The sequence below is a fragment of the Ruegeria discodermiae genome (genome assembly GCF_030758345.1).
Classification (GTDB): Bacteria; Pseudomonadota; Alphaproteobacteria; order Rhodobacterales; family Rhodobacteraceae; genus Ruegeria_C.
On record NZ_JAVAMO010000006.1, the window covers coordinates 102,183 to 128,154 of the forward strand.

Below are 25,972 nucleotides of genomic sequence, written 5' to 3' on the forward strand. Positions count from 1 at the left end.
CCTCACAGAAGGTCAGCGGTGTTTGGGCCATGCTGAAACTGTTAATTGGTTACGTCAGTAAGGCGTTGGTTCAGTAAATTCCTCAAAAGGTACGGGCAAGCACCGGCCGTGCCCGTTCTTCCTTTTAGGGGCCCGGTAGCACTTTAAGCGGTTACCCACCTTGAGCCCAGACCTCTCCCAGCCAGACTACGCCAACGCAACAAGAACTGCGCCGACTCCGATGAAGCCTACGCCAGCCCAGCTAGTTGCAGACATCTTCTCGCCAAGAAACACGGCTGCAATCAATGCAACGAATACGACACTAAGCTTGTCTACCGGCGCGACCTGAGAAACTTTTCCGAGTTGAAGGGCTCGGAAATAGCAAAGCCAAGACGCTCCAGTCGCCAACCCCGAAAGAACGAGAAACACGCTTGTTTTGATGGAAAGTGTTGAAAGAGGCTGAGTTTCCCCTGTCGCCCAAACCAGCATTCCAAGCGCGATGACTACGACGACAGTGCGCAAGAATGTAGCAAAGTTGGAGTTAACATTTGAAACTCCGGTTTTGGCAAAAACGGCAGTCAACGCAGCAAACAAAGCAGCGAGTAGCGCCCAAGTGAGCCAGGATTGTGCGAGGGTTTGCATGGTTTGATCACCCCAGGGTTGTGGCCGATTAATTAGGTAGCATCGCACCCTGAACGACGGTCGGTCGCTCTGCAAGGCGACCTCCGCTATTTGTCCGCATAGCTATTATGGCCAGCACCCCACACATTCGAAGCAAAGCTTGCCACCGATTCATGCTCTTTTTCTGCATAACGCACAAAAAAACGCACAAATTTCTGTGTGCGTCGATAGCACGCAATGCGTAAGTATTTGATTTTATTGGTAGCGGAGGAGGGACTTGAACCCCCGACACGCGGATTATGATTCCGCTGCTCTAACCAACTGAGCTACTCCGCCACGGTGAGAGGCGATTTAAGGGAGGTGCCCGAGAGGGTCAAGAGAGAAGTGTGGCAAGGTGGCGTGTTTTTTGTGCCCTCTTGCGGCGGTTCATGTTCCGGTTCTCATCCCGCCTTCGGCCCGGCATCTAGCCGCAGTTCGACGGATGAAATCGGCGCAGTTAGCGGGGGCGGTGATCGGGATCATGTGGCCTCGATTATCCAGTTCCTCATAGCCCAGGCCAAATTGGCGCATAGGGCGGCCCTGCGTGACGGGGTCGAGGACTTCGTCGCCTGCCGCATTGAGAACTGCGCCCGGAACTGTCAGCGTGCCATACCGTGCGGCCTGTGCCTCGATGCTGCCCGCCGAGGCTTGCAGATCAACGCATGAACTCAAGAAGGCGCTGGGGCGCAGCGCCAGCAGGCCGCCGCCACGGGTCATGAAATCATCTGTGGCGGGTTCTGGAGCGAAGACAAGGCGCAGGTTGCGGCCTCGGAGCAGTTTGCCAAATGGGCCGTAAAGCGTTTGCGCCACAAAATTGCGCAGGCGCGGACTGCTGATTGTGAGTGGTTTAAACACCTCCGCGATTGCGTCAACCGGATGGGTCAGGGGGCAGAGCAGGGCCATGCCTGCCGTCTTGTCCGGTCGCTCCAGCGCCATCGCCAAGGCCAGCGCACCACCGAGGGAGTGGCCGACCAACACCGGGTTCTGAACCTCAAGACGATCCAGAAACAGTCCGATCACTTCGGCCTGCGCCGAAAGGCCTTTGGCGGTGACATCAAACGGGGTGGAATAGCCGCAGCCGGGCCGGTCCAGTGCGATCACGTGATGGTCGCGGGCCAGATCCTCGACCATGGCATAGGTGAAATGCTGCAGCGTGCCCGACAGGCCATGGATCAGCACCAGGGTTGGCGCGTCGCGCGACCCGACCTCGACATAGTGAATGGACCCTCCGGGCAGGTCGAGGCGGGTTCCGGGCATCGGAACAACGGTTTCGGCCTCGCGGGTGATGGCTTGGGTCCAGAGATATGCCGCGCCCAGCAGCGCCAGAACGATAAGAACTGTCCAGAGCAAAGTCATCATGCGGCAAAATCCGTTTGAAATGCTTTGCGCTTAACCTATCGCCCTGGGCGGTCTTGTCCACTCGCACTTGGCCGTTTATCTCAGAGGCTGTCATTGATTTCCACAACCGAAGGGCGCGGCAGAGCGGCCAGCAGCCGAAAAACATTGCGCCGACATTCTGGTTCGGGCCAGTCGCCGGGGTGAAATACCGGTGGCAAGACCGGGTGGCGCAGGGCCATCCGACGCCAGCGATGGATCACCAATGTGCGCAGCGTGGCGATCTGGACCGCGCTCAGAGTCCCGGCCCGCGGTTGATTGGCGCTGACCGCGCTGGCGGCATCGCGCAATGTGGCGCTGGCCTGCGCGAGGTCGTCGGGAAAGAGCCGGGTTTTGAGCCATTGGGGAATGGCGTGGGCGGTTGCGGTGAAGCCAATCAGGTCCTCGCACTCGCTTGGCAGCGGGCCGGGGCCAAGCGCGGTGTGACGCCCCAGCGCGATATAGTCCTCGGTCAGCAGCAGCGTGTTGAGGGTATCAGCGGCGCGGCCATCTTCGGCGATCAGCAGATGCCAGTCCGAGGCGGGCGTCGGGTGCTCATCATAGATGCGCGGGGTCACAGCGGCGGACTGGGCGCGGCCATAATCGGTCAGGAAATGTACCGATCCGCGTCCGATCCGGTCGCTGTCGATCCAGCCATCCTTGCGCAGCCGGTGCAGCGCGACGCGGATCGCTTCGGGTTTCAACCCCATCGGCTGCAGGATCGTGGTGAGCGCCGCTCCGGAGACCCGGTCGCCCTTCTGTTGCGCCAGATCACCGAACAGCGACACGATCACCGACCACACCTTGAAGGCCTGCGGGTCGGCAAGTCGGGTAACAGCGGTGTCAAACCAGGGGTCGGGTTTTGTCATTCCACAAGTTTAGGTTTTGCGCCCTCCAAGTGCCACGTGAAACTGCCGCGCTGCCCTCGATAGCGCTGCCTGACAAAGGGCTAGCCCGCATTCATCGTCAGCAATTCATACTCGGCGACCTTCTCGTCCTTCTGGTTGGTCAGCGTGACGTGCCAACGCACCTCGCCATATTCCGCGTTGCGGCGGGTTTTCTGCTTGACCGTCAGGCGCACCTTGATGCTGTCTCCGGCGCCGACCGGTTTCATGAAACGCAGAGTGTCGAGGCCGGTATTGGCCAGCACCGGGCCTTCGTCGGGTTGCACAAAAAGACCGGCGGCAAAACTCAGCAGCAGGTAACCATGGGCCACGCGACCGGGGAAAAACGGATTCCGCTTGGCGGCGGCGTCATCCGTATGGGCATAGAACGTATCCCCGGTGAACTGCGCAAAATGTTCGATATCATCCAGCGTTACCGTGCGCGCTGGGGTGTGCAGCGTTTCGCCGATCTCCAGCGCGTCAAAGCTGCGGGTGAAGGGGTGGGCCGGAGTTTCGATTTCCGGCGCGCCGGGGATCCAGGTCTTGCCAATGGCGGACAGGATCTCGGGTGAGGCTTGAATGGCGGTGCGTTGCATGTAGTGCTTCACGCCACGCACGCCGCCCATCTCTTCGCCGCCGCCTGCGCGACCCGGACCGCCATGCACCATATGCGGCAGAGGGGACCCATGGCCGGTGCTTTCCCGCATCGAGGTCCGGTTGTTGATGTAAATGCGCCCGTTCCAGGCGGCGACGCCTTGCACCAAATGGGCCGCAGTTGCCGCCTCATTGGTGATAAGCGAGGTGACCAGCGAGCCGCCGCCATGATTGGTCAGCGCAACCGCGTGATCGAGATTGCGGTAGCCCATGATCGTCGAGACGGGGCCAAAAGCCTCGGTATCGCGAACGCGCAAGGCGCGATCGGGGTCGGGGCAATGGAACAGCATCGGGGACAGGAAGGCGCCGGGGTTGCCGTCAAAGGCGTTCGGGTCGCCGAACACCCGTTCTGCCTCTTGAGCGATGATATCCGCTTTTGCCAGAACATCGGCCTTTTGCGCGTTGGAAATCAGCGCGCCCATATGCGTCGCTTCAAGCCGGGGGTCGCCAATGGTGGTATCCGCCAGGCGCGTGCATAGCGCCTCGATGACCGCCTCCACATGGGCGCTTGGGGTCAGGATGCGGCGGATGGCGGTGCATTTCTGACCGGCTTTTGTGGTCATCTCGCGATGCACCTCTTTGATGAAGAGGTCGAATTCCGGCGTCCCAGGCGCGGCATCAGGGCCAAGGATCGAGGCGTTCAGGCTGTCCTGTTCGGCCACAAAGCGTACCGCGTTCTGCATGATCGCCGGGGTCTGGCGCAATTGCAGCGCGGTTGTGGCCGAGCCGGTGAAGCTGACCACATCCTGCGCGCCGAGATGGTCGAGCATGTCACCCAAACCGCCGGAGACAAGCTGTAGCGCGCCGTCAGGCAGGATGCCGCTTTCCAGCATGATCCGGACGGCCCGTTCCGCGACATAACAGCTGGAGGTGGCGGGTTTGACAATGGCAGGCACGCCCGCCAGCAAGGTTGGCGCAAGCTTTTCCAGCATGCCCCAGACCGGGAAATTGTAGGCGTTGATATGCAGGGCGACACCTTGCAGCGGGGTACAGATATGTTGCCCCAGAAACGTCCCATTGCGGCTGAGCTGTTCGACTTCGCCGTCCAGATAGACCTGTCCGTCCGGCATCTCGCGCCGACCTTTGGAGGCGAAGACGAACATGGTGCCAATGCCACCATCAATGTCGATCAGGTGATCCTTCTGGGTGGCCCCGGTGTCGAAGCTCAGATCATAGAGCGCCTGTTTGTGATCGCTCAGCGCTTGCGCCAGCGCTTTCAGCATCCGCGCGCGGTCATGAAAGGTCAGTGCCCGCAGAGCGGGACCGCCAATGTCGCGCGCATAAGCCAGCATGGCCTGCACATCCAGCGCGTCATTGCCAGCCTCGGCCAAGGGCTGCCCGGTGATCGCCGAGGCGATGGCGCGCGCGCCGCTGCCCGGCGCGACCCAGGACCCGGCGGCGTAGCTGGAGATTTGCAGGACAGTCATGGCAACTCCTTTGCGTTTGGCAGGGGCGCTCAAGCCGCCTGCCTGCCTAATGGCCCAGCGCGCCCATCTGCTGTGGCAGGTAGAGGACGATCACGGGTACCAGCACGATCAGCGCCAGCCGGAAGATATCGGCGATCCAGAACGGCGTGACTCCGCGAAAGATCGTACCGGTCGATACATCCCCGACCACACCTTTCAGGATGAAGACGTTAAGGCCTACGGGCGGGGTGATCAGCGAGATTTCGGTGACCACAACCACGACGATCCCGAACCAGATCGGGTCATATCCGAGCGAGGTCACCAGCGGGAAGAAGATCGGCACTGTCAGCAGCAGCATCGACAGCGATTCAAAGACGCAGCCTAGGATGATGTAGATGCCGAGGATCATTAGGATCACAACGAACGGCGCAACATCATATGCAGTGACCATGGCGATCAGCGCTTCGGGCAGACCGGCAAGGTTGATGAAGTTGGAAAAGATCTGCGCCCCGATCAGCACCGAGAATAGCGCGGCGGCGGTAAAGCAGGTCTCTTTCAGCACCTCGAAGGTGGAAGACGGCGTCAGCCCGCCCCGAAACAGCGCGATCAGGAAGGCCCCCGCCGCGCCCATGCCCGCCGCCTCGGTGGGGGAAAAGGTCAGGTTCAGCGGCTCGAAATCGAAGGCCCCGTACAGCCCGCCAATCACCAGAAAGAACAGCAGCAATACCGCCCAAACCGCCCCAAGCGCCCGGAGGCGCGTGCGCCAGCCCGCGCGTTCGCCCGCAGGACCCGAGGCGGGGTTGCGCCATACGGTCCAGCGCACCGCAAAGAGGTAAAACAGGATGCCCAGCAGGCCGGGAATGATGCCCGCCATGAACAGCTTGCCGATCGAAGTCTCGGTGAGCAGCCCGTAGATCACCAGAATGACCGAGGGCGGGATCAGGATGCCCAAGGTCCCACCAGCAGCAATGGACGCGGTGCTCAACTCGTCGGAATAGCCATAGCGGCGCATTTCCGGCATGGCGACCTTGGACATGGTGGCGGCTGTGGCCAGTGACGATCCGCAGATGGCCGAGAACCCGCCACAGGCGGCCACAGTCGCCATCGCGATACCGCCACGCATATGGCCCAGAAACGCGTTTGAAACCGCATAAAGCTCGCGCGCCATGCCGCCCTTGTTCACAAAGAGACCCATCAGTATGAAAAGCGGGACAACCGACAGCCCGTAATCCTGTGCCGTGTCGGTGATCTGCCGCCCGACCATGGACATGGCGGCCTTCAGCCCGCGCTCGGAAAAGATCGAGCCGCCGCGCTCATAAGCAAAGCCCAGCGTTCCGACCAGACCCATCGCAAAGACGATGGGCAGGCGCACCAGCACCAGCACAAGAACCAGCGAGAATCCGATCAGGGCTGCGGTCATTGCGTGCTGTTCCTCAATGCGGCGGGGTAGAAGATGTGCATCAGACCAACGATCACCATCGCAATGGCGGTGATTGCGGTGGCCGTGGCGATGAACCAGCCGATCAGGTAGACCGGGATCGAAAGGTATTCCGTGACATCGCCATACCCTCGGGCCCGCTCGGCCAGAACCCAGACCCGCTGCACTGGCCAGATCAGCATGATACCGCTCGCCAGGTAGATCACTGCATCCCGTGTGCGGCTGAGCCGGTAGCGGTGGAAGACATTGTCGGTCAGGTCAACCGCGATATGGCCGTTGGTGACCGACACGATGGGCAGCACCGAAAAGACCATGATGGCCATCAGGATGCGCGTCAGTTCGGTCGCAGCCTCGATCGGCGCGTTGAAGGCCGAGCGCAGGATCACATCGCAGAAGGTCATCACCATCAGGATGAACAGCGCGACACATGCGGTCGCAACCGGGACAACGCTCAGATTGCGCGCCAATCGGGGGAGGGATGTCATGAAAAAGCCTCGTCACAGGTCGCGATCCGGCGAGGGCACCCGCCGGATCGCAGATCGCTCAGCTACCGGACATGTCCGACTTGATCTGGTCATAGGCGGCTTTCGCGTCCACGCCCGCCTCGGAGATTTCGGCCATCACCTTTTCGCGGACCTCTTCGGCGATGGTCGCGAATTTGGACTGGTCGTCGCTGGAGGCTTCGTTGATGGCGTTGCCATCAGCCGTTTCTGTAGCGGCACGGCCTTCGGCGTCGATCTCATCCCAGATCTTGCCGATCTCGCGACTCAGCGGTTCGCCAAAGACCTGATCATCCAGCTTTTTCTGCAGGTCTTCGGGCAGGTCGGCAAAGCTGTCCTCATTCATGATGAAGGCAAACGACCCGCGATAAAGACCGCCGGGCATTTCATAAACGTTCTGCGCCACCTCGGTCAGTTTGAAGCCCTTGCGGGATTCAAATGGCATCACCACGCCATCCGCCGCTTTTGAAGCCAGTGTTTCATACACTTTCGGGGCAGGAACCTGAATGCCGGTCGCCCCTAGGGCCGAGCCAACATCGCCGCCCACACCGCCGGGAATGCGGACCTTGAGGCCGGAAATGTCATCCAGCGAGGTAACTGCCGCGTTGGAATGCAGCTGCGCCGGGCCATGGGTATGCAGGGCGATGACCTTCACCCCGCGATGTTCATCCGCGTCGCGCAGGAACTTGTCATAGGCGCGCCAATACGCGACCGAGGCGTCCTCGGCCGAGCCTTCGTAACCTGGTAATTCGATCAGCTTGGTGGTGACGAAACGGCCCGGCTGATAGCCGTGGAAGATGATCGAAGCATCGGCTGCGCCATCCATGATCAGGTCCATCTGCGCCGGGGGTGGGGCGATGCCCAGCTTCAGTTCGGCTGTGACCTGACCATCCGTGGCCTCTTCGACCATCTCGACAAATTTGGGCCACATCTTGGCGTTGATGCCGTGCGTGGGCGGCGCCCAGCTTGAGATCGTCAGCGTATAATCGGCGGCCAGCGCCACAGTGCCGGACAGGGCAAAGGCCGCCCCGGCAAGCAGCGTTGTCAGTTTGGTGAATTTGACCATTTCGTTTCCTCCCTCAGAAAATCGATCACCTGCATTTCGCGGTAATGGTTCATTTTGTAACCATCAATACAGGTCCGTTGCAGGCCTGCGCAAAAAGCGGGCTCGGTGTGTTGATGAATTTATTGACCAACCGTTCGGTTTATGCAAGAAGTTTGTTGAAATATTCGCAAAGCAGGCGGGACATGTCGGATACGATTCTTGCGCAAGATCATGGTGAATGGGTGGAAATCACCCTCAACCGCCCGGACAGGCTGAACAGTTTCACCGAAGAGATGCACCTTGCCCTGCGTACCGCATTGGAGCGCACGCAGAAGAACGGCACGCGTGCGATCCTGCTGACCGGGGCAGGGCGCGGGTTTTGTGCCGGGCAGGATCTGGGCGATCGCGATCCGGCCAAGATGGACGGCCCGCCCGATCTGGGCCACACGGTCCGGACCTATTATGCGCCGCTCGTGCGGCTGATCCGGTCTCTGGATTTACCGGTTGTCTGCGCCGTCAACGGGGATGCGGCAGGGGCCGGGGCCAATCTGGCGCTGGCCTGTGACATCGTTCTGGCAGGGGGCAGCGCGCGCTTCATCCAGTCCTTTGCCAAGGTCGGGCTGATCCCCGACACCGGCGGCAGCTGGCATCTGCCGCGCTTGCTGGGCGAGGCACGGGCCAAGGGACTGGCGCTGACCGCCGAACCTCTGAGTGCTGCGAAGGCGGAAGAGTGGGGGCTGATCTGGAAAGCGCTGCCTGATGACGCGTTAATGGTTGAGGCCCGCGCGCTGACCGCGCGACTGGCGCAGGGGCCGACGCTGGGTCTGGGCCTGACGAAGCAGTGCATCCAGACCGCCGCGACCAGCAGCCTGACCGACCAACTGGATCTTGAGGCGGATGCGATGAAAATCTGCGGTGAGAGCGCCGATTATGCAGAGGGCGTATCCGCTTTCCTGAACAAGCGGCCACCGGTCTTTCAGGGGCGCTGATCATGACGCCTTCTGAACGCGCCGCCAAAGCCGCCGCTGCTATGTGGGCAGACGACGCGGCATCGAAATGGGCGGGGATGGAGCTTGTTGAGGTCGACGAAGCCCGCGCGGTGCTGGAACTGACGGTGGTCGAGCATCATTGCAACGGGCATGGCATCTGCCATGGCGGCGTCACTTTTATGCTGGCCGACAGCGCCTTTGCCTTTGCCTGCAACAGCCGCAACCGGTCCACCGTCGCCCAGATCAATACGATCAGCTATGTCGCGCCGGGGCGGCTGGGCGACCGCCTGCGTGCCGAGGCGCGCGAGGTCAGCCTGACCGGGCGTAGCGGCATCTATGATGTGAGTGTCATCAACCAGAGCGGCCAGCGGATCGCCGAGTTCCGCGGCGGCTCGCGCGCGATCGGTGGCACGCTTTTTGACGAAGACTGAGACGAGGAGGACGCCATGAAGGATCTGACCCCCGACCGGGGCACGCTCGATCCCATCGAGATCGCTTTGGTAGATGAAATCCGCGCCCGGCAGTTGGAGCGCCTGAAATGGTCGTTGCGCCACGCTTATGACAATGTGCCGATGTATCGGCAGCGCTTTGACGAAGCCGGGGTGCATCCGGACGACCTGCAATCGCTGAGCGATCTGGGGAAGTTCCCTTTCACGTACAAATCCGACCTGCGCGACAATTACCCGTTTGGCCTGTTTGCCGTGCCGCGCGAACAGATCCTGCGCATCCATGCCTCCTCGGGCACCACCGGCAAGCCAACAGTCGTGGGCTATACCAAGCGCGATATCGATACCTGGGCCGATCTGGTGGCGCGCTCGATGCGCGCCAGCGGCACGCGGCCTGGCGATCTGGTGCATGTGGCCTATGGCTATGGCCTGTTCACCGGCGGTCTTGGCGCGCATTACGGGGCCGAGCGGCTGGGCTGCACGGTAATCCCGATTTCGGGTGGCATGACCGAACGGCAGGTCAACCTGATCCAGGATTTCCGCCCCGATACGATCATGGTCACGCCGTCCTACATGCTCAACATCCTGGAACAGTTCCACAAGCAGGGTCTCGACCCGAGCGACTGCTCGCTTTCGGTGGGAATTTTCGGGGCCGAACCCTGGACAAACGCGATGCGATCCGAGGTCGAGCAGGCCTTTGATATGCACGCGGTCGATATCTATGGGCTGAGCGAGATCATGGGACCGGGCGTGGCCAATGAATGCGTCGAAACCAAAGACGGGCTGCATATCTGGGAGGACCACTTTTACCCCGAGATCATCGACCCTGAGACCGGCGAGGTACTGCCCGATGGCGAGATGGGCGAGCTGGTCTTCACCACGCTCACCAAGGAAGGCCTGCCGATGGTGCGCTATCGCACCCGCGATCTGACCCGGCTCTTGCCCGGCACGGCGCGCTCGATGCGGCGGATGGAAAAGATCACCGGGCGCAGCGACGACATGATCATTCTGCGGGGGGTGAACGTGTTTCCCAGCCAGATCGAGGAGCAGGTCATGGCCACCGGCGGCCTTGCGCCGCATTACCAGATCGAGCTGTTCACCGCAGGCCGTATGGATGCGATGCGGGTGCATGTCGAGGCGATGCCGGATGCCGCTGACGAGTTGAGCCGCACGGCGTCGGCACGCATGCTTAGCAAACGGATCAAGGATGTGGCTGGTGTCTCGACCGAGATCAGCGTAGGCGATCCCGGTGACGTGGAACGCTCGCAGGGCAAGGCCCGGCGCGTCGTCGATAACCGGAACAAGGAGTGAAGGCTTGGCCCGGACAATCGCAAAAGACCACGACCAGAAACGCAACCAGATCCTGAAGTCAGCGGCGCGCGTCTTTGCGCGCGACGGCTATGACCGCGCCTCGATGTCGATCCTGGCGCGGGAATGCGGGATATCGAAGGCCAATATCTACCACTATTACGACAGCAAGGATGCGATCCTGTTCGATATCCTCGATACCTATCTCAGCGCCCTGCGGGATCGGGTGACCGGTATCGACCTGACCGGGGCCGATCCCGAAACACGTCTGCGCCGTATCGTGGCCGAGATCTTGCTGGCCTATCAGGGGGCTGACGATGAGCATCAGGTGCAGATCGGCGCTATGTCGTCGCTGCCCGAGGATCAGCAACGCCAGATGCGCCTGTACCAGCGCGACCTGGTGCGGTTCATGAGCGATGCATTGCGGGCCGTGGCTCCGGGTGTTTTTGCCCAAGACGACGCGCGGCTGCGCGGGGCGACTATGTCGGTCTTTGGCATGCTCAACTGGTATTACATGTGGAACAGCGGCGCGGGTTCCGAGGCGCGCGAGGATTACGCCGGGCTGGTGGCCGACCTGACCTTGGGTGGCATTCGGGGATTGTAGCGCGGACAAGCGATTTCGAAATCGCCTGCACTGCGTTTGCAGACGCCGTGGCGCGTTGTGCTTAGGGCGCCTGCAGACCCAACTCAGAGAGTTTTGCCCCGGTTTCCGCTGCCCATCGCGCGCGCAGCTCTGTATTCGACGTGCGGCGCAGGCCATAGGCGCGCAGGGTTTCGAACCGCTGCGATTGCCCAACCCCAAAGCTCTGCCCGACGCGCGGCCACCAATAGTCGACCGAGGATTGCAGCGCTGGTTTGTCACTGGTTTCCAATATCTTGCGCAAGCCTTCTTCGGCCAGTTCCGCGTGATGCGCCTCGATCGGCGCGATAGCGCGGAAGGCCTCGGCAAGCGGCTGATATGAGACCAGCGAAAACTCGGCCAGCTGGACCGCCACCGCCCGGCCCATCAGCAGGTTCATCACGACGGCATCGTTCCAGCCCAGCAGGGGGTAGTTGAAGACCGCAAGCCGCATGTCGTGATCGCCACGCGTCGCGCCGATATCGGCATCGCGCGCCAGCCGTGCGGTCCAGGGGTGATGGGTGGCGTAGCGGTCCGCATCGACGCCAAATGCGCCCATCACCGCAAGCACGCGATCGGCATTTGCGGCTTTCTCCAGCACGATCTTGGCGGCGGCGATCCGTTCCTTGATGCCCGGCGCCTCATTGACGATATCGGCAAAGCCCGCCGATCCGGCCAACTCGCTGTCCACGAAGGTGGCCATCAGCTTCATCAACTCCGCCCGGTAGCGGGGCGGGACGTTGATGGGGTTGCTCAGGATACCGCCTGCGGCCAGATAGGCGTCCAGTGTCATTTCCTCGGACATGCGGGCTCTCCTCACTGGTCATAATCGACCGCAACGCGGTCGGTGAGCGGATAGGACTGGCAGGACAGGATATAGCCCTTTTCAACCTCATAATCCTCAAGCGCGTGATTGGCGACCATTTCGACCTCTCCTTCGGTGACCCGGCAACGGCAGGTCGAGCAGACCCCCGCCTTGCAGGCAAAGGGCGCATCCATCGCGTTTTGCAGCGCCGCATCGAGGATCGAGATATCCTTGCCCATGGTGATCGTCTGCGTCGCGCCATCCAGCGTGATTGCGGTGCTGGCCTGATTGGCGCTGCTGGCGGTATCGCCCGGTGTCACTTTGCGTTTCAGGCGGCCCGGCTGGGCGCTGGCGAACAGTTCGAACTTGATCTGCGCGTCCTCCATCCCATGGGCCCGCAACGCTGCCGCGATGCCCAGCATCATCGGCTCAGGTCCACAGATGAAGGCAATGTCCACATCCTCGATATCGATCCAGCTGCGGAACAGCTCGCCGCATTTCTCCTGCGTCACCAGCCCGGTGAACAGATCGATCTCCTGCGCGTCGCTTTCCAGGATATGGATCACGTTCAGCCGACCCATATGCAGGTTCTTGAGGTCTTCCAGTTCTTCGCGGAACATGATCGTGCTTACGCCCCGGTTCGCATAGACCAGCGTGAAGCGCGATTTCGGCTCGCGGGCCAGTGTCGTCTTGAGGATCGACAGGACCGGCGTGATGCCGGAGCCGCCCGCAAACCCCAGATAGTGCCTCTGCAGCTCGCCATCGAGCGGGGTGTGAAAACTGCCCATCGGGGGCATTGCCTGAAGCGTATCGCCGACCTTTAGCACTTCATTGGCAAAGCCGGAAAATGCGCCGCCCTCGACCCGCTTTATGCCGACCCGCAGCACGCCGTCATCCAGCCCGGCGCAGATCGAATAGGACCGCCGCAGCTCTTCCCCGTCAAAATCGTGGCGGAAGGTCAGGTATTGGCCTTGGGTGAAGGCGAACGCCTCTTCTGACCCGGGTGCAGGCTTCAGCGCGACAACAACCGCATCGCGGATCGTCTTGTGGATGTCGGTCACTTCGAGGTCGTGAAATCGTGCCATCCGCACGCTCCTTGTCTTTTGTGCGCCTTGCCTTTGGCTCAGATGCACTTGAAATAGTCGAAAGGTTCCAGGCAATCGGTGCAGCGCCAATGGGCCTTGCAGGGGGTAGAGCCAAACTGGCTGACCTTCTCAACCGATGCGCTGCCGCAGCGGGGGCAGTGTTTCGGGCCTCCCGCAGGGTTCGGCGGGGCAATGCCGTATTCCTCCAGCTTCTTGCGGCCCTTCGTGCTGAGCCAGTCGGTGGTCCAGGCGGGTGCGATCTGCGTCTTCAACTCAAGCTGCCGCACGCCGTGATCGCGCAGGGCGGTTTCGATATCCATCGCAATCACAGAGGTTGCGGGGCAGCCCGAATAGGTGGGCGTCACGGTGACCGTCAGCGTATCGCCCGCCCAGGCCACGTCGCGCACTATGCCCAGATCCACCACCGAGATCACCGGGATCTCGGGGTCGGGCACAGCATCCAGCCAGTCCCAGACCTGATCTGTCGAAGGCTGGGCCATGGCGGTTACCAACTCGCGCCGGGATAGGCGCGGGGCAGCCATTGCATCTGGGTCAGAAGATGGCCCAGATGTTCCGTATGCATCCGCCCATCCCGCCCGCCCTTACGGGCGAAACGCGCGTCCGGTAGGGTCAATGTGGCCGCGCTCAGAATACGTCCGATCAGGTCATCATAGTCTGCGCGCATGCTGGCCGGGTCCGGCGCGATACCCTCGGATGCCATGGCGGCATCCACCGCATCGCTGGCAAACATCTCGCCCACATAAGGCCAGAGATACTCCAGCGCAGCCTGCATCCGCTGGTGGCTTTCCTCGGTGCCATCGCCAAGCCCGACCACCGTGTCGCCGGAGCGTTCCAGGTGATAGGTCACTTCTTTGCTGGCCTTTTCGGCAATCGCGGCGACACGCGCATCCGAAGAGCTGCGCAAACGCGTCAGCATGATCGAATGCCAGGCGTCGAACAGGAATTGGCGCATGATGGTCTGCCCGAAATCGCCATTGGGCATTTCGACCAGCAGCACATTGCGAAAATCCCAGACATCGCGCAGGAAGGCTAGATCATCAGCGCTTTTGCCTTCGCTTTGAACCTCTGCCGCCAGCCCCAGCCACATCTGCGTCTGCCCGATCAGGTCCAGCGCGGTATTGGCCAGCGCGATATCCTCCTCCAGCACCGGCGCGTGGCCGCACCATTCGCTGACCCGGTGACCGAGGACCAGCGTATTGTCCCCCATGCGCAGCAGAAACTGCTGGAAGGCGTCGCGATCCGCCATCACATCGCCCCCACATCATCGGGAATGTCGAAAAACGTCGGATGGCGATAAATTTTCGATTCCGACGGCTCATAAAGCGGGCCTTTATCGCTGGGCGAGGAGGCGGCGATATTATTCGCCTCAACCACCCAGATCGAGACGCCCTCATTGCGGCGGGTATAGACGTCGCGAGCATTCTTGATCGCCATTTCAGCGTCAGGTGCATGCAGGCTGCCCACATGTCGATGGCTCAGCCCGTGCTGACCACGGATGAAGACTTCCCAGAGGGGCCATTCGGTTTTCATTCTGCGTCCTCCTTTTCTTCCGCGCTGGCCGAGGCCAGACCGGGGCTTGCGCCGGGCTGCATGTCTTGCCCGAAGGCGATGCGGTGCCCGTCCGGGTCGATCACGTCGAAATCATCACAGCCATAGGGGTTGCCACGCCGGATCTCGGTCAGATTTCTCAATTCAAGCGCGCTGAATTCCGCGTGCAGTTGCGCCACATCCTCGACATAGACATAGACCGCCCACCATTGGTTGGTCGGAACCGGTGTGTCGCCGCCATCCAGTGCGATGCTGATGCCATCGCGCTGCACGATGCAGAAGCCCGGCGGGTCGCCCCAGAACCCGTGATGGAAAAAGCCCAGCCGTTCATAAAACGCGGCTGAGACCACCACATCGCGGACCTGCAGAACCGGCATGGCGCGCAGCATGGTCATTCCGCGGCCACCTGCCGGGCCTTGGCGCGCGCGCGTTTCTTTTCGCCATGTGCCAACAGCCCGTCACGCACCCATTTGCCGTCATTCCAGGCCTTGTTGCGGGCGGCCATCCGGTCGGTGTTGCAGGGGCCATTGCCCTTGATGACTTCGAAGAACTCGGACCAATCCGGTTCGCTGAAATCGTAATGCCCGCGATCTTCGTTCCATGTCAGATCGGGATCGGGAACCGTCAGGCCCAGATACTCAGCCTGCGGCACAGTCTGGTCGACGAATTTCTGGCGCAGTTCGTCATTGGTGTTGATCTTGATCTTCCATGCCATCGATTGAGCGGAATGGATCGAGTCCTTGTCCGACGGTCCGAACATCATCAGCGACGGGCACCAGAACCGGTTCAGCGCATCCTGCGCCATGCGGTGCTGTTCCGGCGTGCCCTCGGCCATCTTGCGAATCGCGTCATAGCCCTGCCGCTGGTGAAAGCTTTCTTCCTTGCAGATACGCACCATGGCGCGGGCATAGGGGCCGTAGGAGGTACGCTGCAGCGGCACCTGGTTCATGATCGCCGCGCCATCCACCAGCCAGCCCACTGCACCGATATCGGCCCAGTTCAGGGTCGGATAGTTGAAGATCGAGCTGTATTTCATACGCCCGTCCAGCAGCATCTCGGTCAACTCGTCGCGGCTCACGCCCAGCGTCTCGGCTGCGCAATAGAGGTAGAGCCCATGCCCCGCCTCGTCCTGCACCTTGGCCAGCAGGATCGCCTTGCGTTCCAGCGTCGGCGCGCGGGTGATCCAGTTGCCTTCGGGCAGTTGCCCCACAATCTCGGAATGGGCGTGCTGGCCGATCTGGCGGATCAACGTCTGGCGATAGCCATCGGGCATCCAGTCCTTGGGTTCGATCTTGTCACCCCGGTCGATGCGATCCTGAAAAGCGCGTTCCTCAGGCGTCATCTCGTCACGCGTTTTCACGCCGTGACCGGTAGATTTCACCATCTGTGCGTACATTTTCGGCCTCCTCCCTCAGAAACGCGCCCCGATCACCCGGACAGGTCCCGAACCGACGCGGGCATTAAGTGACCGATTGGTCGGGGAATAGGGCGGAATATGATTCGGAGCAAGTAAAATGTAACACAAATTACCTATCTGCGAAAATCCTGTAACGTTTCTTGCCGTGCCAACGCTCCGCGGCCAACACGACCTCAGCCGAACTGGACGATCGCCGCTTCGAAGTCTTCGCTGCTCACGACTTTTGTATGATGCCCTTTGCCGGCCAAATCCTCCATGCGCCAGACGTCGCCCTTGGCGATCTCGCGCATGTCCCCGTCGCTGGCCGTGACTTGCACACGCCCCTGAAGGCAGATCAGCAACTGAGGGATGGGAGAGGGGTGGGCGGGCTCATCCCAACCCGCCTCAAGCCTCAGAAAGACAAAGGCGCGGGCCGCTTCCGGTTCCGAGACAAGAATATTCTGTGCGGGCGGCGCAAAGACCCGTTCCTCAAGCGCGACATCGACCTCGCGCCAATGGCTTTCGCCCTGCGCGTCGGAATAGAGGTGATGGTATCGCATGTCATGCCGCCGGGATGGGTTGGGTCATTGCCAGCCTATCGCAGCCCGCCATTTTCACAAAGCCTCTCCGGCTCTCAAAGCTGACCAGCCTCTTCCAGAACCTTGCGCGCCACGCGAAAACACTCCAGCGATTGCGGGACGCCACAATAGATGCCGACCACATGAATGATGGCGCGGATTTCTTCCTTGGTGACCCCGTTGTTGAGCGCGCCGCGGCAGTGGATTTCCCACTCATGCATCTTGCCCAGCGCGCCGATCATGGCGAGGTTCATCATCGACCGGGTCTTGGGCTCGATCACATCATCGCCCCAACCAAAGCCCCAACACCAGGCGGTCATCGCCTCCTGAAAGGGGCGGGTAAACTCATCCGCTTTTGCCAGATTGTTTTCGACATACTCGGCCCCGAGCGTTCCCTTGCGCTGTTCCAACCCTTTCAGGAAAAGGTCTTCGTCAAAGATTTCGGTCATTCTGGTCCTTTCCGTTCGTTTCAGGCCCAAGAAAATTCAAATTTTCTTGGCAAATTTCTTGCAAGAAATTTGTGCGCTCAGATGTCGACCGACTCGCGCATCCATCGCTGCAACGTAGCAATGGAATGCTCGGACATCACGCCGCAATCGGGGTCGAGAACGAGTGGACCCGGGCGGTAGCCGCGCGATTTCAGCCCGCGATGGACTGACTCGACCAGCCGGATATCCTCCTCCACCGTGGTTTCGCGGTCCTGCACCGCCAACTGCCGGATCACCGCGCTTTCCGATCCGCCTTCGGTGAACCAGCCGCGCCAGACGGTGCAGTGATCCGCATCACGCGCGCGCCAGTGATAGGTGTTCAGCACGTTCCCCGGATAGCACTGGAACGAGAACATAGGCCACAGGAACCACGACTGGTAGTCGCCCGCATGAGGAACGGACATGTCGACGGGGTAGGTCATCTTGTCGAGGCTTTGACATTCGGTGGTGTGCCGCAGGACATAACCGCCGCCCGCATCGGGTTGAATGTCATAGGTTTCCGGCTTGACCACGCCTTCGGCGAAGGTCTGGTGATTGAGAGGGCAGTGATAGCATTCCGAGTAATTCTCGATACTGACCTTCCAGTTGCAGTTTTCCGGAATCTCGACCCATTCCAGCGGCTCCAGATCATCGATATGGGGGACGAAGGCGCGGATTTCCTCGCGCACGCCGGGGAACCAGGTGTCCATTGGCGCGGCATTGTCGTCGAGATTAACGAAGATGAAGCCATTGAAGACTTCGGTGCGCACCGAGGTCAGGCAGATGGCGCTGCGGTCAAAACCGGGAACCGATTTGATGTTCGGGCCAGCGCGAAGTTGGCCCGACAACTCATATGTCCAGGCGTGGTACGGGCAGACGACAACGCGGGTATTGCCGGCGCCACTGACCATTTCATGTGCACGGTGCTGGCAGACATTGTAGAAGGTGCGGATTTCTCCGTCGCGACCCCGGATGCAAAACAGGTTCTGGCCCGCGATCTCAAAGGCGAAATAGTCCCCGACCTCGCGCACCTGCGCCACATGCCCGGCGAATTGCCAGGTTCGTGCCAAAAGGCCCTGCATTTCCTGCACAAAAACCGCAGGGTCGGTATAGTAGCGGGCATCCAGAGAGTGCGTCAGGGGGGCGTTCATTCAGGCTTCTCCGCATAGAGGCCAAGCTGGTGGCGGCGACGATGAAAGCGTTCGACCCGCTCGACGATCTCGTCGCTGGAGACGGCGATCACGAAGGACAGCAGCGTTTCCAGCAGCGCGAGGGTCGAAACCGAGGAGGGGAAGAATTGTGGCGTGTCTGCCGCGACAACAAAGCCATGATGGGCGTTCAGGATGACCGGGCTGGCCGGGCTGTCCGAAAGGCCGATGACGGTCATACCTTGCTGGCGGGCCAGCTTGATCGCTTCGATCACTTCGGTCCGATAGGGATGGCAGGTGATGGCGATCAGCACATCCTGCTCGTCGGCCCATGCCAGGTCATCCACCGGGGTCGAGCCAGGGCGGGGAATGGCGTGGAATTGTTTCATTCCGGTGGAGGCAAGGTAGGTAAAGTTGCGCGCGTTCGAATTGTTGACCCCAACCCCCAGCGTGAAAATCTGACGGCAATTCCAGATATCCTCGGCGGCAGCCTTCAGGCGCGCGGCGTCGATCCCGGCAAAGGTGTCTTCGATATTGCGGATCGCAGCGCCGATCATGTCGGCATAGAGCCCGCCCAGCTCGCCCGACTTGCCGATGGTCTGCAACCACCGGGCGCGGTCGGGAAAGGAAACGCTGCCCTGACGAATCGCATCGCGGAAGGGCGCGCGGAAATCCTCGTAGCCTTCGAACCCCACCTGACGGGCCATGCGCACGAATGTGTTGGGTTTGACATTGGCGGCCTCAGCGATCTCGCGCACCGTTGAAACCCCCACATCGGTCGGGTTTTCCAACACGTAGCGCGCGGCTTTCTGCGCCTCTGGCGTCAGCGCGTCCCACTCGTCGGTAAGGCGGTCGAGAACGATTGATGATACATTTGTGTCATTCATGATTGACGATGGTACAAATGTGGAATTAGCCTGTCGAGCAGAAAAGCGACTCGGGAAGAGGAAAAATCATGTCCGGGAAAGAACTGCCGTCACAGGCGCGCGTAGTGATCGTGGGCGGAGGCGTCATGGGGGTCGGTCTGGCCTACCACCTGGCGCATGAGGGGTGGAGCGATGTTGTTCTGCTGGAAAAGGCCGAGCTGACCAGCGGCAGCACCTGGCACGCGGCGGGGCAGATCACCCACTCGACCAGCTCTTTCGGCCTGGGCAAATGTGTGGACTACAATATCGGGCTCTATTCCGGTGCGTTGCAGGCCGAGACCGGCCAGGCGGTGACTTGGCATGGATGCGGCTCGTTCCGGCTGGCCTATACAGAGGATGAGATGGACTGGCTGCGCCACACCCTGTCCGTGGGCCGGTCGCTGGGGTTCAATATCGAGCTGGTCGGGCCCGAAAAGGTGGCCGAACTGCATCCGTTCTACAATCTCGACGGCGTGTTGGGCGCATTGTACACGCCGGATGACGGCCATGTGGACCCAACGAATGTCACCATGGCGATGGCCGCTGGCGCGCGTCAGAAGGGCGTTCGCATCTTCCGCCATTGCCGGGCAACCAACATCACGCAAGCGGCCAACGGCGAATGGGTCGTTGAGACCGAGAAGGGAACCATTACCTGCGAGCATGTGGTGAATGCGGGTGGCACTTATGCGCGGCAGATGGGCGAATGGTCGGGGCTGCAACTGCCGATGACGTCGATGACCCACCACTATTTCGTGACCGAGCCGGTGCCCGAATTCGAACATCTCGACAAAGAACTGCCGGTGATCCGTGATGATCGCAAGGTTTCGGGTTACATCCGGATGGAACAGAAACGCGGGCTGATCGGAATCTATGAGAAAGAGAACTCGAACTCGGTCTGGCACGACCATTGCCCCTGGGATTACGAGAACTGGCTGTTTGATGCGGATTACGACCGGGTGATGCCATGGCTTGAGGAGAGCCTGAACCGCATGCCGATCTTTGCTGATCTGGGCATTCAGCGCGAAGTGCACGGGGCGATCTCGCACCCCCCCGACGGGAACCCGCTGATCGGCCCGGCGCCGGGGGTCAGAAACTACTGGTGCTGCTGTGGCACGCAGATCGGTATCGGCTGGGGGCCGGGCCTGACCCGCGAACTGGCACGATGGATGGTACATGGCGCGGCGGACATCTCGATGCGGGACTATGATCCGCGCCGCTTTGGCTCTTATGCAACCAAGGATTGGCAGGTCACCAAAGCGCATGAGGATTACAAGCTGCGCCACGAAATCCCGTTTCCGCATTTCAGCCGGCTGGCGGGACGCCCGGTCAAACCCTCCCCGCTCTATGACCGGCTGCAGCAGAAAGGCGCTGTCTATGAGGAGGTTTATGGCCATGAGCGCCCGCGCTGGTTTGCCAGGAACGGTGTCGCGCAGCACGACCACTATTCGTTCAAGCGCAACGTGGTCCATGACATTGTCGGGGCCGAGTGCGAGGCGGTGCGCAAACGGGTGGGGATCATGGATATTTCGGCCTTCACCAAGGTCGAAGTGACCGGGCCGGGGGCTGAAAAGCTGTTGGATCGGTTGGTCGCGAACCGGGTGCCGCAAAAGGTGGGTGGCATTGCGCTGACCCATATGCTGAACCGCCGGGGCCGGATCGAGCTGGAAACCACGATCGTGAAGCTGGACGAGGGGCGCTTTTATCTGGTCTGCGCGGCCTTCTTCGAGCAACGCCTGCTGGATCATCTGAATCAGCAGCGGGCGGAGGAAGAAGTGGAAATCATCCTGCGCTCGAACGATTGGGCGGCGCTGAGCCTGAATGGTCCAAAAGCCCGCGATGTCCTGTCTGCCTGCACCGATGCGGATCTGAGTAATGCCGGGTTCAAATGGCTCACAGCGCGGGATATCGAGGTGGCTGGGCACAAGCTCTGGGCCTTCCGCATGTCTTATGCAGGCGAACTGGGCTGGGAATTGCATATCCCGCGCGATCAGGCCCTGGCGGTCTATGACGCGCTCTGGACGGCGGGTGCGCCGCACGGGATTGCTGATTACGGCTCGTTTGGCATGAACGCGTTGCGGATGGAGAAAGGCTTCAAGGGGGCCGGTGAACTGACCAACGAGGTCACGCTGGCCGAGGCCGATGTGCTACGCTTTGCCCGAACCGACAAAGACTATCTTGGCAAGGACAAGACCCTGGCCCCCGATCTGCGCTGGATTTGCGCATATCTGGAAATCGAACCGGACGGGATCGTGGATGGTCATGGTGGCGAGGCTGTGCTGCTGGGCGGCAAGGTCGTGGGCTCCACCGCTTCGGTCGCCTACGGGCATACGGTGGGCAAGATCCTCGCCTTTGCTTATGTCAAACCGCATGTGAACGTGCCGGGTACGGAGGTTGAGGTCGTGATCGCCGGAGCGCCACGCAAGGGGCGCGTTCTGGGAGAGCCCGCCTATGACCCGCAAAGCCTGCTGCCCCGCACGGATGCCGCCATGGAGGCCGCAGAATGAATATCCCCGCAACGATGAAGGCCATGGTGCTGACCGGGCATGGCGATCTGGACAAATACCAATGGCACGAGGATTGGCCAGTGCCGCAGCCCGGCCCGATGGAGGTTCTGATCAAGGTCAGAGCCTGCGGTCTGAACAACACCGATGTGAACACGCGAACGGGCTGGTATTCCAAGGCCGTCGATGAGGCCACGACCGGCGGCGCCTATTCCGAATTGGATGATGAGGACAGCACCTGGGGCGGTGCGCCGCTGACTTTTCCGCGCATTCAGGGCGCGGATGCGGTGGGCGTGGTTGTGGCCGCGGGCGAGGGCGCGGATGAGGCCCTGATCGGCAAGCGGGTCATCGTTGCCGGGTGGCTGCGGGATTGGAGCGATCCGATGAATCGCGACAAGGCGGGCTATTTCGGGTCCGAATGTGATGGCGGCTTCGCGGAATACACCAAGGCGGATATGCGGGGCATTGCACCTGTCCAATCCGATCTGAGCGACGCGGAACTGGCGACATTCAGTTGCTCTTACGTGACAGCCGAAGGGATGCTGGATCGTGCGCAGGTTGGCGCGGGCGACACGGTGCTGATCCCCGGCGCTTCGGGCGGTGTTGGCGGTGCCTTGATTCAACTCTCCAAACTGCGCGGCGCACGGGTGATCGCCATGGCGTCACAAGCCAAGCACCAAGACGTCGCAGAGCTTGGCCCCGACCGTATCCTGCCGCGCAGCCCGGACAATCTGAGGGCGGCACTTAAGGGCGAAAAGATCACCGTCGTCGCGGATGTCGTTGGCGGGGCGATGTGGCCCAGGCTGATCGACATGCTCGCGCGTGGCGGGCGATATACCTGCTCGGGCGCGATCGCCGGTCCGATCGTCGAATTTGATCTGCGCACCTTCTATCTGCGCGACCTGACCTTCACCGGCTCTACCGTGAACACGCCTCAGAACTTCTTCGATGTCGTGAGATACATCGAAAACGGCCAGATCAAACCAGCCTTGGCGGCGACCTATCCGTTGGCCGAATTGAAGGAGGCCCAGCAGGCCTTCATCGACAAGACCCATACCGGCAACATCGTGGTGGTGCCATGACACCCCTTGATGATGTGCTGCAAGCGGCCCGCGCGCTGCATCAGAGCCATCCCGACCTGTCGGCCTATGCGTCCTGGCCTGACGATCTGTCGCCAACCGGTCTGCAGCCATGTCCGATCCCGGCAACAGACCTGGTCGGGGGGTTCGCATTGCCCGGCGTGGCCCAGACACATGCTCTGGTGGCGGCGGTCCGGGCGAGTGCACATCTGGCCAACTGGCAACTGGCCTATACCGAAGAGGAGGTTGGTGCAGATTTCCTCAGCCGCTACGGCTATTACGAATTGTTTGGCCCCTCGGGACATTACCACTCGGCCCAATTGCGCGGCTATATCGCCTATTGGGGTGCGGGGTTGAGCTATGACTGGCACAGTCACGAGGCAGAAGAATTGTATGTGACGCTGGCAGGCAGCGCTTGTTTCAAAGTCGACGGCAGCGCGACCCATCTTGGCCCCGGACAGACCCGGTTCCATGGCAGTTGGCAAAGCCACGCGATGGACACCGCAGATCAGCCGATCCTGACCCTGATTCTGTGGCGCGGCGCGGGGCTGACGGGCCTGCCAAGGATGGACGTTGCATGAAGATCACCCGCATCCGTCTGTACCAGACCGGCCTGCCTTATGTGGGCGGGGCCTATGCCTGGGGGGCGGGGAATGTGATCGAAACGGCCACGGCCTCGGTTGTCGTGATCGACACGGATGCGGGTCTGATGGGATGCGGCGAATTCACGCCCTGTGGCGAGAGCTACATGGTGGCCCATTCCGCAGGTGTGCCTGCGCTGGCGCGGCTGGTGGCCCCGCATCTGCTGGGCGAAGACCCGCGCAACGTGGCCCGCATCGAGCAGATCATGGATCATCTGGTGCAGGGACATGGCTATGCCAAATCACCCTTCGATGCGGGGTGTTGGGATATTCTGGCGCAATCGCTGAACGCGCCGCTGTATGCGGTCTGGGGCGGCAAGCTGACCGACGGAGCGTCGATGTATCGTGTCGCACCGCAAAAAGGGACCGAGGACACGATAGCCGAGATGGACCGCTATCGCGACCAGGGATACCGCCAGTTTCAGATCAAGGTCGGCAGCGACTGGGCTTCGGATATCGACCGCATCCGCTCTACCGTTGTGCTGCTGAAACCCGGTGAGACAGCCATGGCGGATGCCAATCAGGGCTGGCGCGTCGATGATGCGCTGCGCGTGGCGAGGGAGACGCGCGATCTGGATTATATCTTCGAACAACCCTGCCGCAGCTACGAGGAATGCCAGCAGGTGCGCGCCCGGATCGATCTGCCGATGAAGCTGGATGAATGCGTCACCGGCATGCACATGGCGCAGCGCATCGTGGCCGATCGCGGGGCGGAGTTGGTGTGCCTCAAAATCTCCAATCTCAGCGGGCTCAGCAAGGCGCGCCGCGTGCGGGATTTTCTGGTCGAAAACCGCATCCCCGTTGTGGCTGAGGATAGCTGGGGCGGCGAGATCGCGACCGCAGCCCTGTCCCATTTCGCGGCAACGACCCCGCCTGACTATCTGCACAACACCACCGACCTGATGAATTACAACACCCGCTCGACCGGCGTGGGCGGGGCTGTGGCGAGGCAGGGCAAGCTCTATGCGCCCGACATGCCGGGCCTTGGTGTCGTGCCGGATTTCGAAAGCCTTGGCGACCCGGTGGAGGAGTATGCCCTATGACGGAACAGGCAAATGCGACGTTGATGATCGATGACGCACGCGTCCGGGTGACCCGGTTCGACTTTGCCCCCGGTGCCGAAACCGGCTGGCATCGCCACGCGATGGATTACGTTATCACCGCCATCACCGACTGCCACATGCGCCTAGACCTACCCGATGGCAGCTCGAATGAGGTCACCGTCCCTGCCGGCACCGCCTATCGCCGCGATGAGGGAGTCGAGCACAATGTCATCAACGCAGGCGACACCCCAATGTCATTTGTCGAGGTTGAGTTGAAATGAAGATCATCCGGATCTCGGTCTATCAGGTCGACCTGCCGCTGGAGCATCCCTATTGGCTGTCCGGCGGGCGGCTGAAGTTTGAATGCCTCGATGCGACTCTGGTCAGGCTGGTAACCGATGCTGGGCTGATTGGCTGGGGCGAGGGCACGCCCTGGGGGCACACTTATGTGCCTGCCCATGGTCCGGGCATCCGTGCCGGGATCGAAACCATGGCGCGCTTTGTCCTTGGCCTCGACCCGCGCAAGCTGCTTGAGGTCGAGCGGGCGATGGATCTGGCGCTGCCGGGGCATCTCTATGCCAAATCTCCCATCGATATGGCCTGCTGGGACATCGCCGGACAGGCGGCGGGACTGCCGATTGCAGATCTGATGGGCGGGGGCTCCCGCACGCCGCGCGCTATCGCCGCCTCGGTCGGGGCAAAAACCGTCGAAGAGACCCGCGCTGTCATCGAGCGGTACCGCCAGCGCGGCTACATCGCTCATTCGGTGAAAATCGGCGGCGATGTGGAGCGTGACATTGCCCGTATCCGCGATGTCGAGGCGCAGCGCAGACCGGAGGAGATCATCCTCTATGACGTCAATCGCGGCTGGACCCGGCAACAGGCCTTGCGCGTCATGCGGGCGACGCAGGACCTGCGTGTGATGTTCGAACAGCCCTGCGAAACGCTGGATGACATCGCCGCGCTGCGCCCCCTGCACGCCGCGCCCGTTAGCGTCGATGAAAGCCTCGTCACGCTTCAGGATGCGACGCGTATCGCCCGCGAGGGGCTGGCAGAGGTCTTTGGCATCAAGCTCAACCGTGTTGGCGGTCTGACCAAGGCCGCCCGAATACGCGATGTCGCACTGGCTCACGGTATCGACATGTTCGTGATGGCCACCGGCGGCACCGTTCTGGCCGATGCCGAGGCGTTGCATCTGGCGGCCACAATTCCCGACCATGTCTGTCACGCGGTCTGGGCCTGTCAGGACATGATCACCACCGACATCGCCGGTGGGCGCGGCCCGCGCAACGTCAACGGCCACCTGCACCTTCCCGAAGCGCCTGGCCTTGGTGTTGCACCGGACGATGAGGCCATCGGCTCACCTGTTGCAACCTATGAGGTCCCGGTATGATCAGTCTCTTCATCTTGCCAGAAGTCTCCCGAGGGATGAATTGGCCGCTGGCCAAGAGGG

General features: G+C 61.4%; 28 protein-coding genes and 1 tRNA gene. 10 read left to right on the forward strand and 19 right to left on the reverse strand.

Annotated elements, in window-relative coordinates; translation table 11 throughout:
- Window positions 1–186: 186 nt before the first annotated feature.
- From Q5Y75_RS15155 to Q5Y75_RS15190, 8 genes are all read right to left on the reverse strand, one after another.
- Window positions 187–621, reverse strand: a complete 435-nt coding sequence (locus Q5Y75_RS15155) for an EamA family transporter (RefSeq protein WP_306198930.1) — start codon at window positions 619–621, stop codon at window positions 187–189.
- Between the two features lie 238 nt (window positions 622–859).
- Window positions 860–936, reverse strand: a tRNA-Met gene (locus Q5Y75_RS15160).
- A 90-nt stretch (window positions 937–1,026) separates the two neighbouring features.
- On the reverse strand, window positions 1,027–1,998 hold the full coding sequence (locus tag Q5Y75_RS15165; RefSeq protein WP_306198932.1) for an alpha/beta fold hydrolase: 972 nt from the start codon (window positions 1,996–1,998) through the stop codon (window positions 1,027–1,029).
- A gap of 80 nt (window positions 1,999–2,078) precedes the next feature.
- Window positions 2,079–2,882, reverse strand: coding sequence for a PaaX family transcriptional regulator C-terminal domain-containing protein (locus Q5Y75_RS15170; RefSeq protein ID WP_306198933.1), 804 nt, complete (start codon window positions 2,880–2,882; stop codon window positions 2,079–2,081).
- A gap of 80 nt (window positions 2,883–2,962) precedes the next feature.
- Window positions 2,963–4,978 carry a phenylacetic acid degradation bifunctional protein PaaZ gene (gene paaZ / locus Q5Y75_RS15175; protein WP_306198934.1) on the reverse strand — a complete coding sequence of 672 codons (2,016 nt, stop codon included), beginning with the start codon at window positions 4,976–4,978 and terminating at the stop codon, window positions 2,963–2,965.
- Window positions 4,979–5,024: 46 nt separating this feature from the next.
- Window positions 5,025–6,377 carry a TRAP transporter large permease gene (locus Q5Y75_RS15180; RefSeq protein WP_306198936.1) on the reverse strand — a complete coding sequence of 451 codons (1,353 nt, stop codon included), beginning with the start codon at window positions 6,375–6,377 and terminating at the stop codon, window positions 5,025–5,027.
- Window positions 6,374–6,880 carry a TRAP transporter small permease gene (locus tag Q5Y75_RS15185; protein ID WP_306198938.1) on the reverse strand — a complete coding sequence of 169 codons (507 nt, stop codon included), beginning with the start codon at window positions 6,878–6,880 and terminating at the stop codon, window positions 6,374–6,376. Before Q5Y75_RS15185 ends, Q5Y75_RS15180 begins: the two co-directional genes overlap by 4 nt.
- A gap of 58 nt (window positions 6,881–6,938) precedes the next feature.
- On the reverse strand, window positions 6,939–7,961 hold the full coding sequence (locus Q5Y75_RS15190) for a TRAP transporter substrate-binding protein (protein WP_306198939.1): 1,023 nt from the start codon (window positions 7,959–7,961) through the stop codon (window positions 6,939–6,941).
- Window positions 7,962–8,143: 182 nt separating this feature from the next.
- Between Q5Y75_RS15190 and paaG the strand changes: the two genes are divergently transcribed.
- From paaG to Q5Y75_RS15210, 4 genes are read left to right on the forward strand one after another with little or no spacing between them, the layout of a single operon-like run.
- On the forward strand, window positions 8,144–8,929 hold the full coding sequence (gene paaG, locus Q5Y75_RS15195) for a 2-(1,2-epoxy-1,2-dihydrophenyl)acetyl-CoA isomerase PaaG (protein ID WP_306198942.1): 786 nt from the start codon (window positions 8,144–8,146) through the stop codon (window positions 8,927–8,929).
- Between the two features lie 2 nt (window positions 8,930–8,931).
- Entirely contained in the window at window positions 8,932–9,360 is a 429-nt protein-coding gene (paaI, locus tag Q5Y75_RS15200) for a hydroxyphenylacetyl-CoA thioesterase PaaI (protein ID WP_306198944.1), read from the forward strand.
- Between the two features lie 15 nt (window positions 9,361–9,375).
- Window positions 9,376–10,686 carry a phenylacetate--CoA ligase PaaK gene (gene paaK, locus Q5Y75_RS15205; protein ID WP_306198945.1) on the forward strand — a complete coding sequence of 437 codons (1,311 nt, stop codon included), beginning with the start codon at window positions 9,376–9,378 and terminating at the stop codon, window positions 10,684–10,686.
- 4 nt (window positions 10,687–10,690) lie between these two features.
- Window positions 10,691–11,287 (forward strand): TetR/AcrR family transcriptional regulator, encoded by a 597-nt coding sequence (locus tag Q5Y75_RS15210; RefSeq protein ID WP_306198947.1) that lies wholly within the window; start codon window positions 10,691–10,693, stop codon window positions 11,285–11,287.
- 61 nt (window positions 11,288–11,348) lie between these two features.
- Here Q5Y75_RS15210 and Q5Y75_RS15215 read toward each other — a convergent pair whose 3' ends face one another.
- The 11 genes from Q5Y75_RS15215 to Q5Y75_RS15265 all read right to left on the reverse strand — a co-directional run bounded on the left by Q5Y75_RS15215 (window position 11,349) and on the right by Q5Y75_RS15265 (window position 19,237).
- Complete coding sequence (locus tag Q5Y75_RS15215; protein ID WP_306198949.1) at window positions 11,349–12,107, reverse strand: Phenylacetic acid catabolic protein; 759 nt, start codon at window positions 12,105–12,107, stop codon at window positions 11,349–11,351.
- A gap of 11 nt (window positions 12,108–12,118) precedes the next feature.
- Window positions 12,119–13,192, reverse strand: a complete 1,074-nt coding sequence (locus tag Q5Y75_RS15220; RefSeq protein ID WP_306198951.1) for a 2Fe-2S iron-sulfur cluster-binding protein — start codon at window positions 13,190–13,192, stop codon at window positions 12,119–12,121.
- 38 nt (window positions 13,193–13,230) lie between these two features.
- On the reverse strand, window positions 13,231–13,692 hold the full coding sequence (gene paaD, locus Q5Y75_RS15225; protein ID WP_306198954.1) for a 1,2-phenylacetyl-CoA epoxidase subunit PaaD: 462 nt from the start codon (window positions 13,690–13,692) through the stop codon (window positions 13,231–13,233).
- Window positions 13,693–13,697: 5 nt separating this feature from the next.
- Window positions 13,698–14,459, reverse strand: a complete 762-nt coding sequence (gene paaC / locus Q5Y75_RS15230) for a 1,2-phenylacetyl-CoA epoxidase subunit PaaC (RefSeq protein ID WP_306198956.1) — start codon at window positions 14,457–14,459, stop codon at window positions 13,698–13,700.
- Window positions 14,459–14,743 (reverse strand): 1,2-phenylacetyl-CoA epoxidase subunit PaaB, encoded by a 285-nt coding sequence (paaB, locus tag Q5Y75_RS15235; RefSeq protein ID WP_306198958.1) that lies wholly within the window; start codon window positions 14,741–14,743, stop codon window positions 14,459–14,461. The genes paaC and paaB overlap by 1 nt, the downstream gene beginning before the upstream one ends.
- Window positions 14,740–15,156, reverse strand: coding sequence for a glyoxalase superfamily protein (locus tag Q5Y75_RS15240; RefSeq protein WP_306198960.1), 417 nt, complete (start codon window positions 15,154–15,156; stop codon window positions 14,740–14,742). The genes paaB and Q5Y75_RS15240 overlap by 4 nt, the downstream gene beginning before the upstream one ends.
- A complete protein-coding gene (paaA, locus tag Q5Y75_RS15245) occupies window positions 15,153–16,157 on the reverse strand; it encodes a 1,2-phenylacetyl-CoA epoxidase subunit PaaA (RefSeq protein ID WP_306198962.1) in 1,005 nt (334 codons plus the stop codon). Before paaA ends, Q5Y75_RS15240 begins: the two co-directional genes overlap by 4 nt.
- A gap of 194 nt (window positions 16,158–16,351) precedes the next feature.
- The gene (locus tag Q5Y75_RS15250) at window positions 16,352–16,717 is read right to left on the reverse strand and encodes a cupin domain-containing protein (protein WP_306198963.1); all 366 of its coding nucleotides are present in this window, start codon (window positions 16,715–16,717) and stop codon (window positions 16,352–16,354) included.
- Between the two features lie 74 nt (window positions 16,718–16,791).
- Window positions 16,792–17,184 carry a carboxymuconolactone decarboxylase family protein gene (locus Q5Y75_RS15255; RefSeq protein ID WP_306198965.1) on the reverse strand — a complete coding sequence of 131 codons (393 nt, stop codon included), beginning with the start codon at window positions 17,182–17,184 and terminating at the stop codon, window positions 16,792–16,794.
- A gap of 77 nt (window positions 17,185–17,261) precedes the next feature.
- Window positions 17,262–18,353, reverse strand: coding sequence for an aromatic ring-hydroxylating oxygenase subunit alpha (locus Q5Y75_RS15260; protein WP_306198967.1), 1,092 nt, complete (start codon window positions 18,351–18,353; stop codon window positions 17,262–17,264).
- Window positions 18,350–19,237, reverse strand: coding sequence for a MurR/RpiR family transcriptional regulator (locus tag Q5Y75_RS15265; protein ID WP_306198969.1), 888 nt, complete (start codon window positions 19,235–19,237; stop codon window positions 18,350–18,352). Before Q5Y75_RS15265 ends, Q5Y75_RS15260 begins: the two co-directional genes overlap by 4 nt.
- A gap of 68 nt (window positions 19,238–19,305) precedes the next feature.
- Here Q5Y75_RS15265 and Q5Y75_RS15270 point away from each other — a divergent pair, with 68 nt between their 5' ends.
- Genes Q5Y75_RS15270 through Q5Y75_RS15295 form a run of 6 tightly spaced genes read left to right on the forward strand, consistent with a single transcriptional unit; the run spans window position 19,306 to window position 25,912 of the window.
- Window positions 19,306–21,759: an FAD-dependent oxidoreductase gene (locus tag Q5Y75_RS15270; RefSeq protein WP_306198971.1), complete on the forward strand. Its 2,454-nt coding sequence runs from the start codon at window positions 19,306–19,308 to the stop codon at window positions 21,757–21,759.
- Window positions 21,756–22,838, forward strand: coding sequence for an alcohol dehydrogenase family protein (locus Q5Y75_RS15275; protein WP_306198973.1), 1,083 nt, complete (start codon window positions 21,756–21,758; stop codon window positions 22,836–22,838). Before Q5Y75_RS15270 ends, Q5Y75_RS15275 begins: the two co-directional genes overlap by 4 nt.
- A complete protein-coding gene (locus Q5Y75_RS15280; RefSeq protein WP_306198976.1) occupies window positions 22,835–23,416 on the forward strand; it encodes a dimethylsulfonioproprionate lyase family protein in 582 nt (193 codons plus the stop codon). Before Q5Y75_RS15275 ends, Q5Y75_RS15280 begins: the two co-directional genes overlap by 4 nt.
- Window positions 23,413–24,519 carry a mandelate racemase/muconate lactonizing enzyme family protein gene (locus Q5Y75_RS15285; protein ID WP_306198978.1) on the forward strand — a complete coding sequence of 369 codons (1,107 nt, stop codon included), beginning with the start codon at window positions 23,413–23,415 and terminating at the stop codon, window positions 24,517–24,519. Before Q5Y75_RS15280 ends, Q5Y75_RS15285 begins: the two co-directional genes overlap by 4 nt.
- Window positions 24,516–24,800, forward strand: coding sequence for a cupin domain-containing protein (locus Q5Y75_RS15290; protein ID WP_306198980.1), 285 nt, complete (start codon window positions 24,516–24,518; stop codon window positions 24,798–24,800). Before Q5Y75_RS15285 ends, Q5Y75_RS15290 begins: the two co-directional genes overlap by 4 nt.
- Entirely contained in the window at window positions 24,797–25,912 is a 1,116-nt protein-coding gene (locus Q5Y75_RS15295; protein ID WP_306198982.1) for a mandelate racemase/muconate lactonizing enzyme family protein, read from the forward strand. Before Q5Y75_RS15290 ends, Q5Y75_RS15295 begins: the two co-directional genes overlap by 4 nt.
- Window positions 25,913–25,972: the final 60 nt, after the last annotated feature.

What these genes read in the sequence shown, in the direction of transcription:
- Q5Y75_RS15155 (WP_306198930.1), bottom strand. Translation starts at nt 621, where the DNA reads ATGCAAACCCTCGCACAATCCTGGCTCACTTGGGCGCTACTCGCTGCT.
- Q5Y75_RS15165 (WP_306198932.1), bottom strand. Translation starts at nt 1,998, where the DNA reads ATGATGACTTTGCTCTGGACAGTTCTTATCGTTCTGGCGCTGCTGGGC.
- Q5Y75_RS15170 (WP_306198933.1), bottom strand. Translation starts at nt 2,882, where the DNA reads ATGACAAAACCCGACCCCTGGTTTGACACCGCTGTTACCCGACTTGCC.
- paaZ (WP_306198934.1), bottom strand. Translation starts at nt 4,978, where the DNA reads ATGACTGTCCTGCAAATCTCCAGCTACGCCGCCGGGTCCTGGGTCGCG.
- Q5Y75_RS15180 (WP_306198936.1), bottom strand. Translation starts at nt 6,377, where the DNA reads ATGACCGCAGCCCTGATCGGATTCTCGCTGGTTCTTGTGCTGGTGCTG.
- Q5Y75_RS15185 (WP_306198938.1), bottom strand. Translation starts at nt 6,880, where the DNA reads ATGACATCCCTCCCCCGATTGGCGCGCAATCTGAGCGTTGTCCCGGTT.
- Q5Y75_RS15190 (WP_306198939.1), bottom strand. Translation starts at nt 7,961, where the DNA reads ATGGTCAAATTCACCAAACTGACAACGCTGCTTGCCGGGGCGGCCTTT.
- paaG (WP_306198942.1), top strand. Translation starts at nt 8,144, where the DNA reads ATGTCGGATACGATTCTTGCGCAAGATCATGGTGAATGGGTGGAAATC.
- paaI (WP_306198944.1), top strand. Translation starts at nt 8,932, where the DNA reads ATGACGCCTTCTGAACGCGCCGCCAAAGCCGCCGCTGCTATGTGGGCA.
- paaK (WP_306198945.1), top strand. Translation starts at nt 9,376, where the DNA reads ATGAAGGATCTGACCCCCGACCGGGGCACGCTCGATCCCATCGAGATC.
- Q5Y75_RS15215 (WP_306198949.1), bottom strand. Translation starts at nt 12,107, where the DNA reads ATGTCCGAGGAAATGACACTGGACGCCTATCTGGCCGCAGGCGGTATC.
- Q5Y75_RS15220 (WP_306198951.1), bottom strand. Translation starts at nt 13,192, where the DNA reads ATGGCACGATTTCACGACCTCGAAGTGACCGACATCCACAAGACGATC.
- paaD (WP_306198954.1), bottom strand. Translation starts at nt 13,692, where the DNA reads ATGGCCCAGCCTTCGACAGATCAGGTCTGGGACTGGCTGGATGCTGTG.
- paaC (WP_306198956.1), bottom strand. Translation starts at nt 14,459, where the DNA reads ATGGCGGATCGCGACGCCTTCCAGCAGTTTCTGCTGCGCATGGGGGAC.
- paaB (WP_306198958.1), bottom strand. Translation starts at nt 14,743, where the DNA reads ATGAAAACCGAATGGCCCCTCTGGGAAGTCTTCATCCGTGGTCAGCAC.
- Q5Y75_RS15240 (WP_306198960.1), bottom strand. Translation starts at nt 15,156, where the DNA reads ATGACCATGCTGCGCGCCATGCCGGTTCTGCAGGTCCGCGATGTGGTG.
- paaA (WP_306198962.1), bottom strand. Translation starts at nt 16,157, where the DNA reads ATGTACGCACAGATGGTGAAATCTACCGGTCACGGCGTGAAAACGCGT.
- Q5Y75_RS15250 (WP_306198963.1), bottom strand. Translation starts at nt 16,717, where the DNA reads ATGCGATACCATCACCTCTATTCCGACGCGCAGGGCGAAAGCCATTGG.
- Q5Y75_RS15255 (WP_306198965.1), bottom strand. Translation starts at nt 17,184, where the DNA reads ATGACCGAAATCTTTGACGAAGACCTTTTCCTGAAAGGGTTGGAACAG.
- Q5Y75_RS15260 (WP_306198967.1), bottom strand. Translation starts at nt 18,353, where the DNA reads ATGAACGCCCCCCTGACGCACTCTCTGGATGCCCGCTACTATACCGAC.
- Q5Y75_RS15265 (WP_306198969.1), bottom strand. Translation starts at nt 19,237, where the DNA reads ATGAATGACACAAATGTATCATCAATCGTTCTCGACCGCCTTACCGAC.
- Q5Y75_RS15270 (WP_306198971.1), top strand. Translation starts at nt 19,306, where the DNA reads ATGTCCGGGAAAGAACTGCCGTCACAGGCGCGCGTAGTGATCGTGGGC.
- Q5Y75_RS15275 (WP_306198973.1), top strand. Translation starts at nt 21,756, where the DNA reads ATGAATATCCCCGCAACGATGAAGGCCATGGTGCTGACCGGGCATGGC.
- Q5Y75_RS15280 (WP_306198976.1), top strand. Translation starts at nt 22,835, where the DNA reads ATGACACCCCTTGATGATGTGCTGCAAGCGGCCCGCGCGCTGCATCAG.
- Q5Y75_RS15285 (WP_306198978.1), top strand. Translation starts at nt 23,413, where the DNA reads ATGAAGATCACCCGCATCCGTCTGTACCAGACCGGCCTGCCTTATGTG.
- Q5Y75_RS15290 (WP_306198980.1), top strand. Translation starts at nt 24,516, where the DNA reads ATGACGGAACAGGCAAATGCGACGTTGATGATCGATGACGCACGCGTC.
- Q5Y75_RS15295 (WP_306198982.1), top strand. Translation starts at nt 24,797, where the DNA reads ATGAAGATCATCCGGATCTCGGTCTATCAGGTCGACCTGCCGCTGGAG.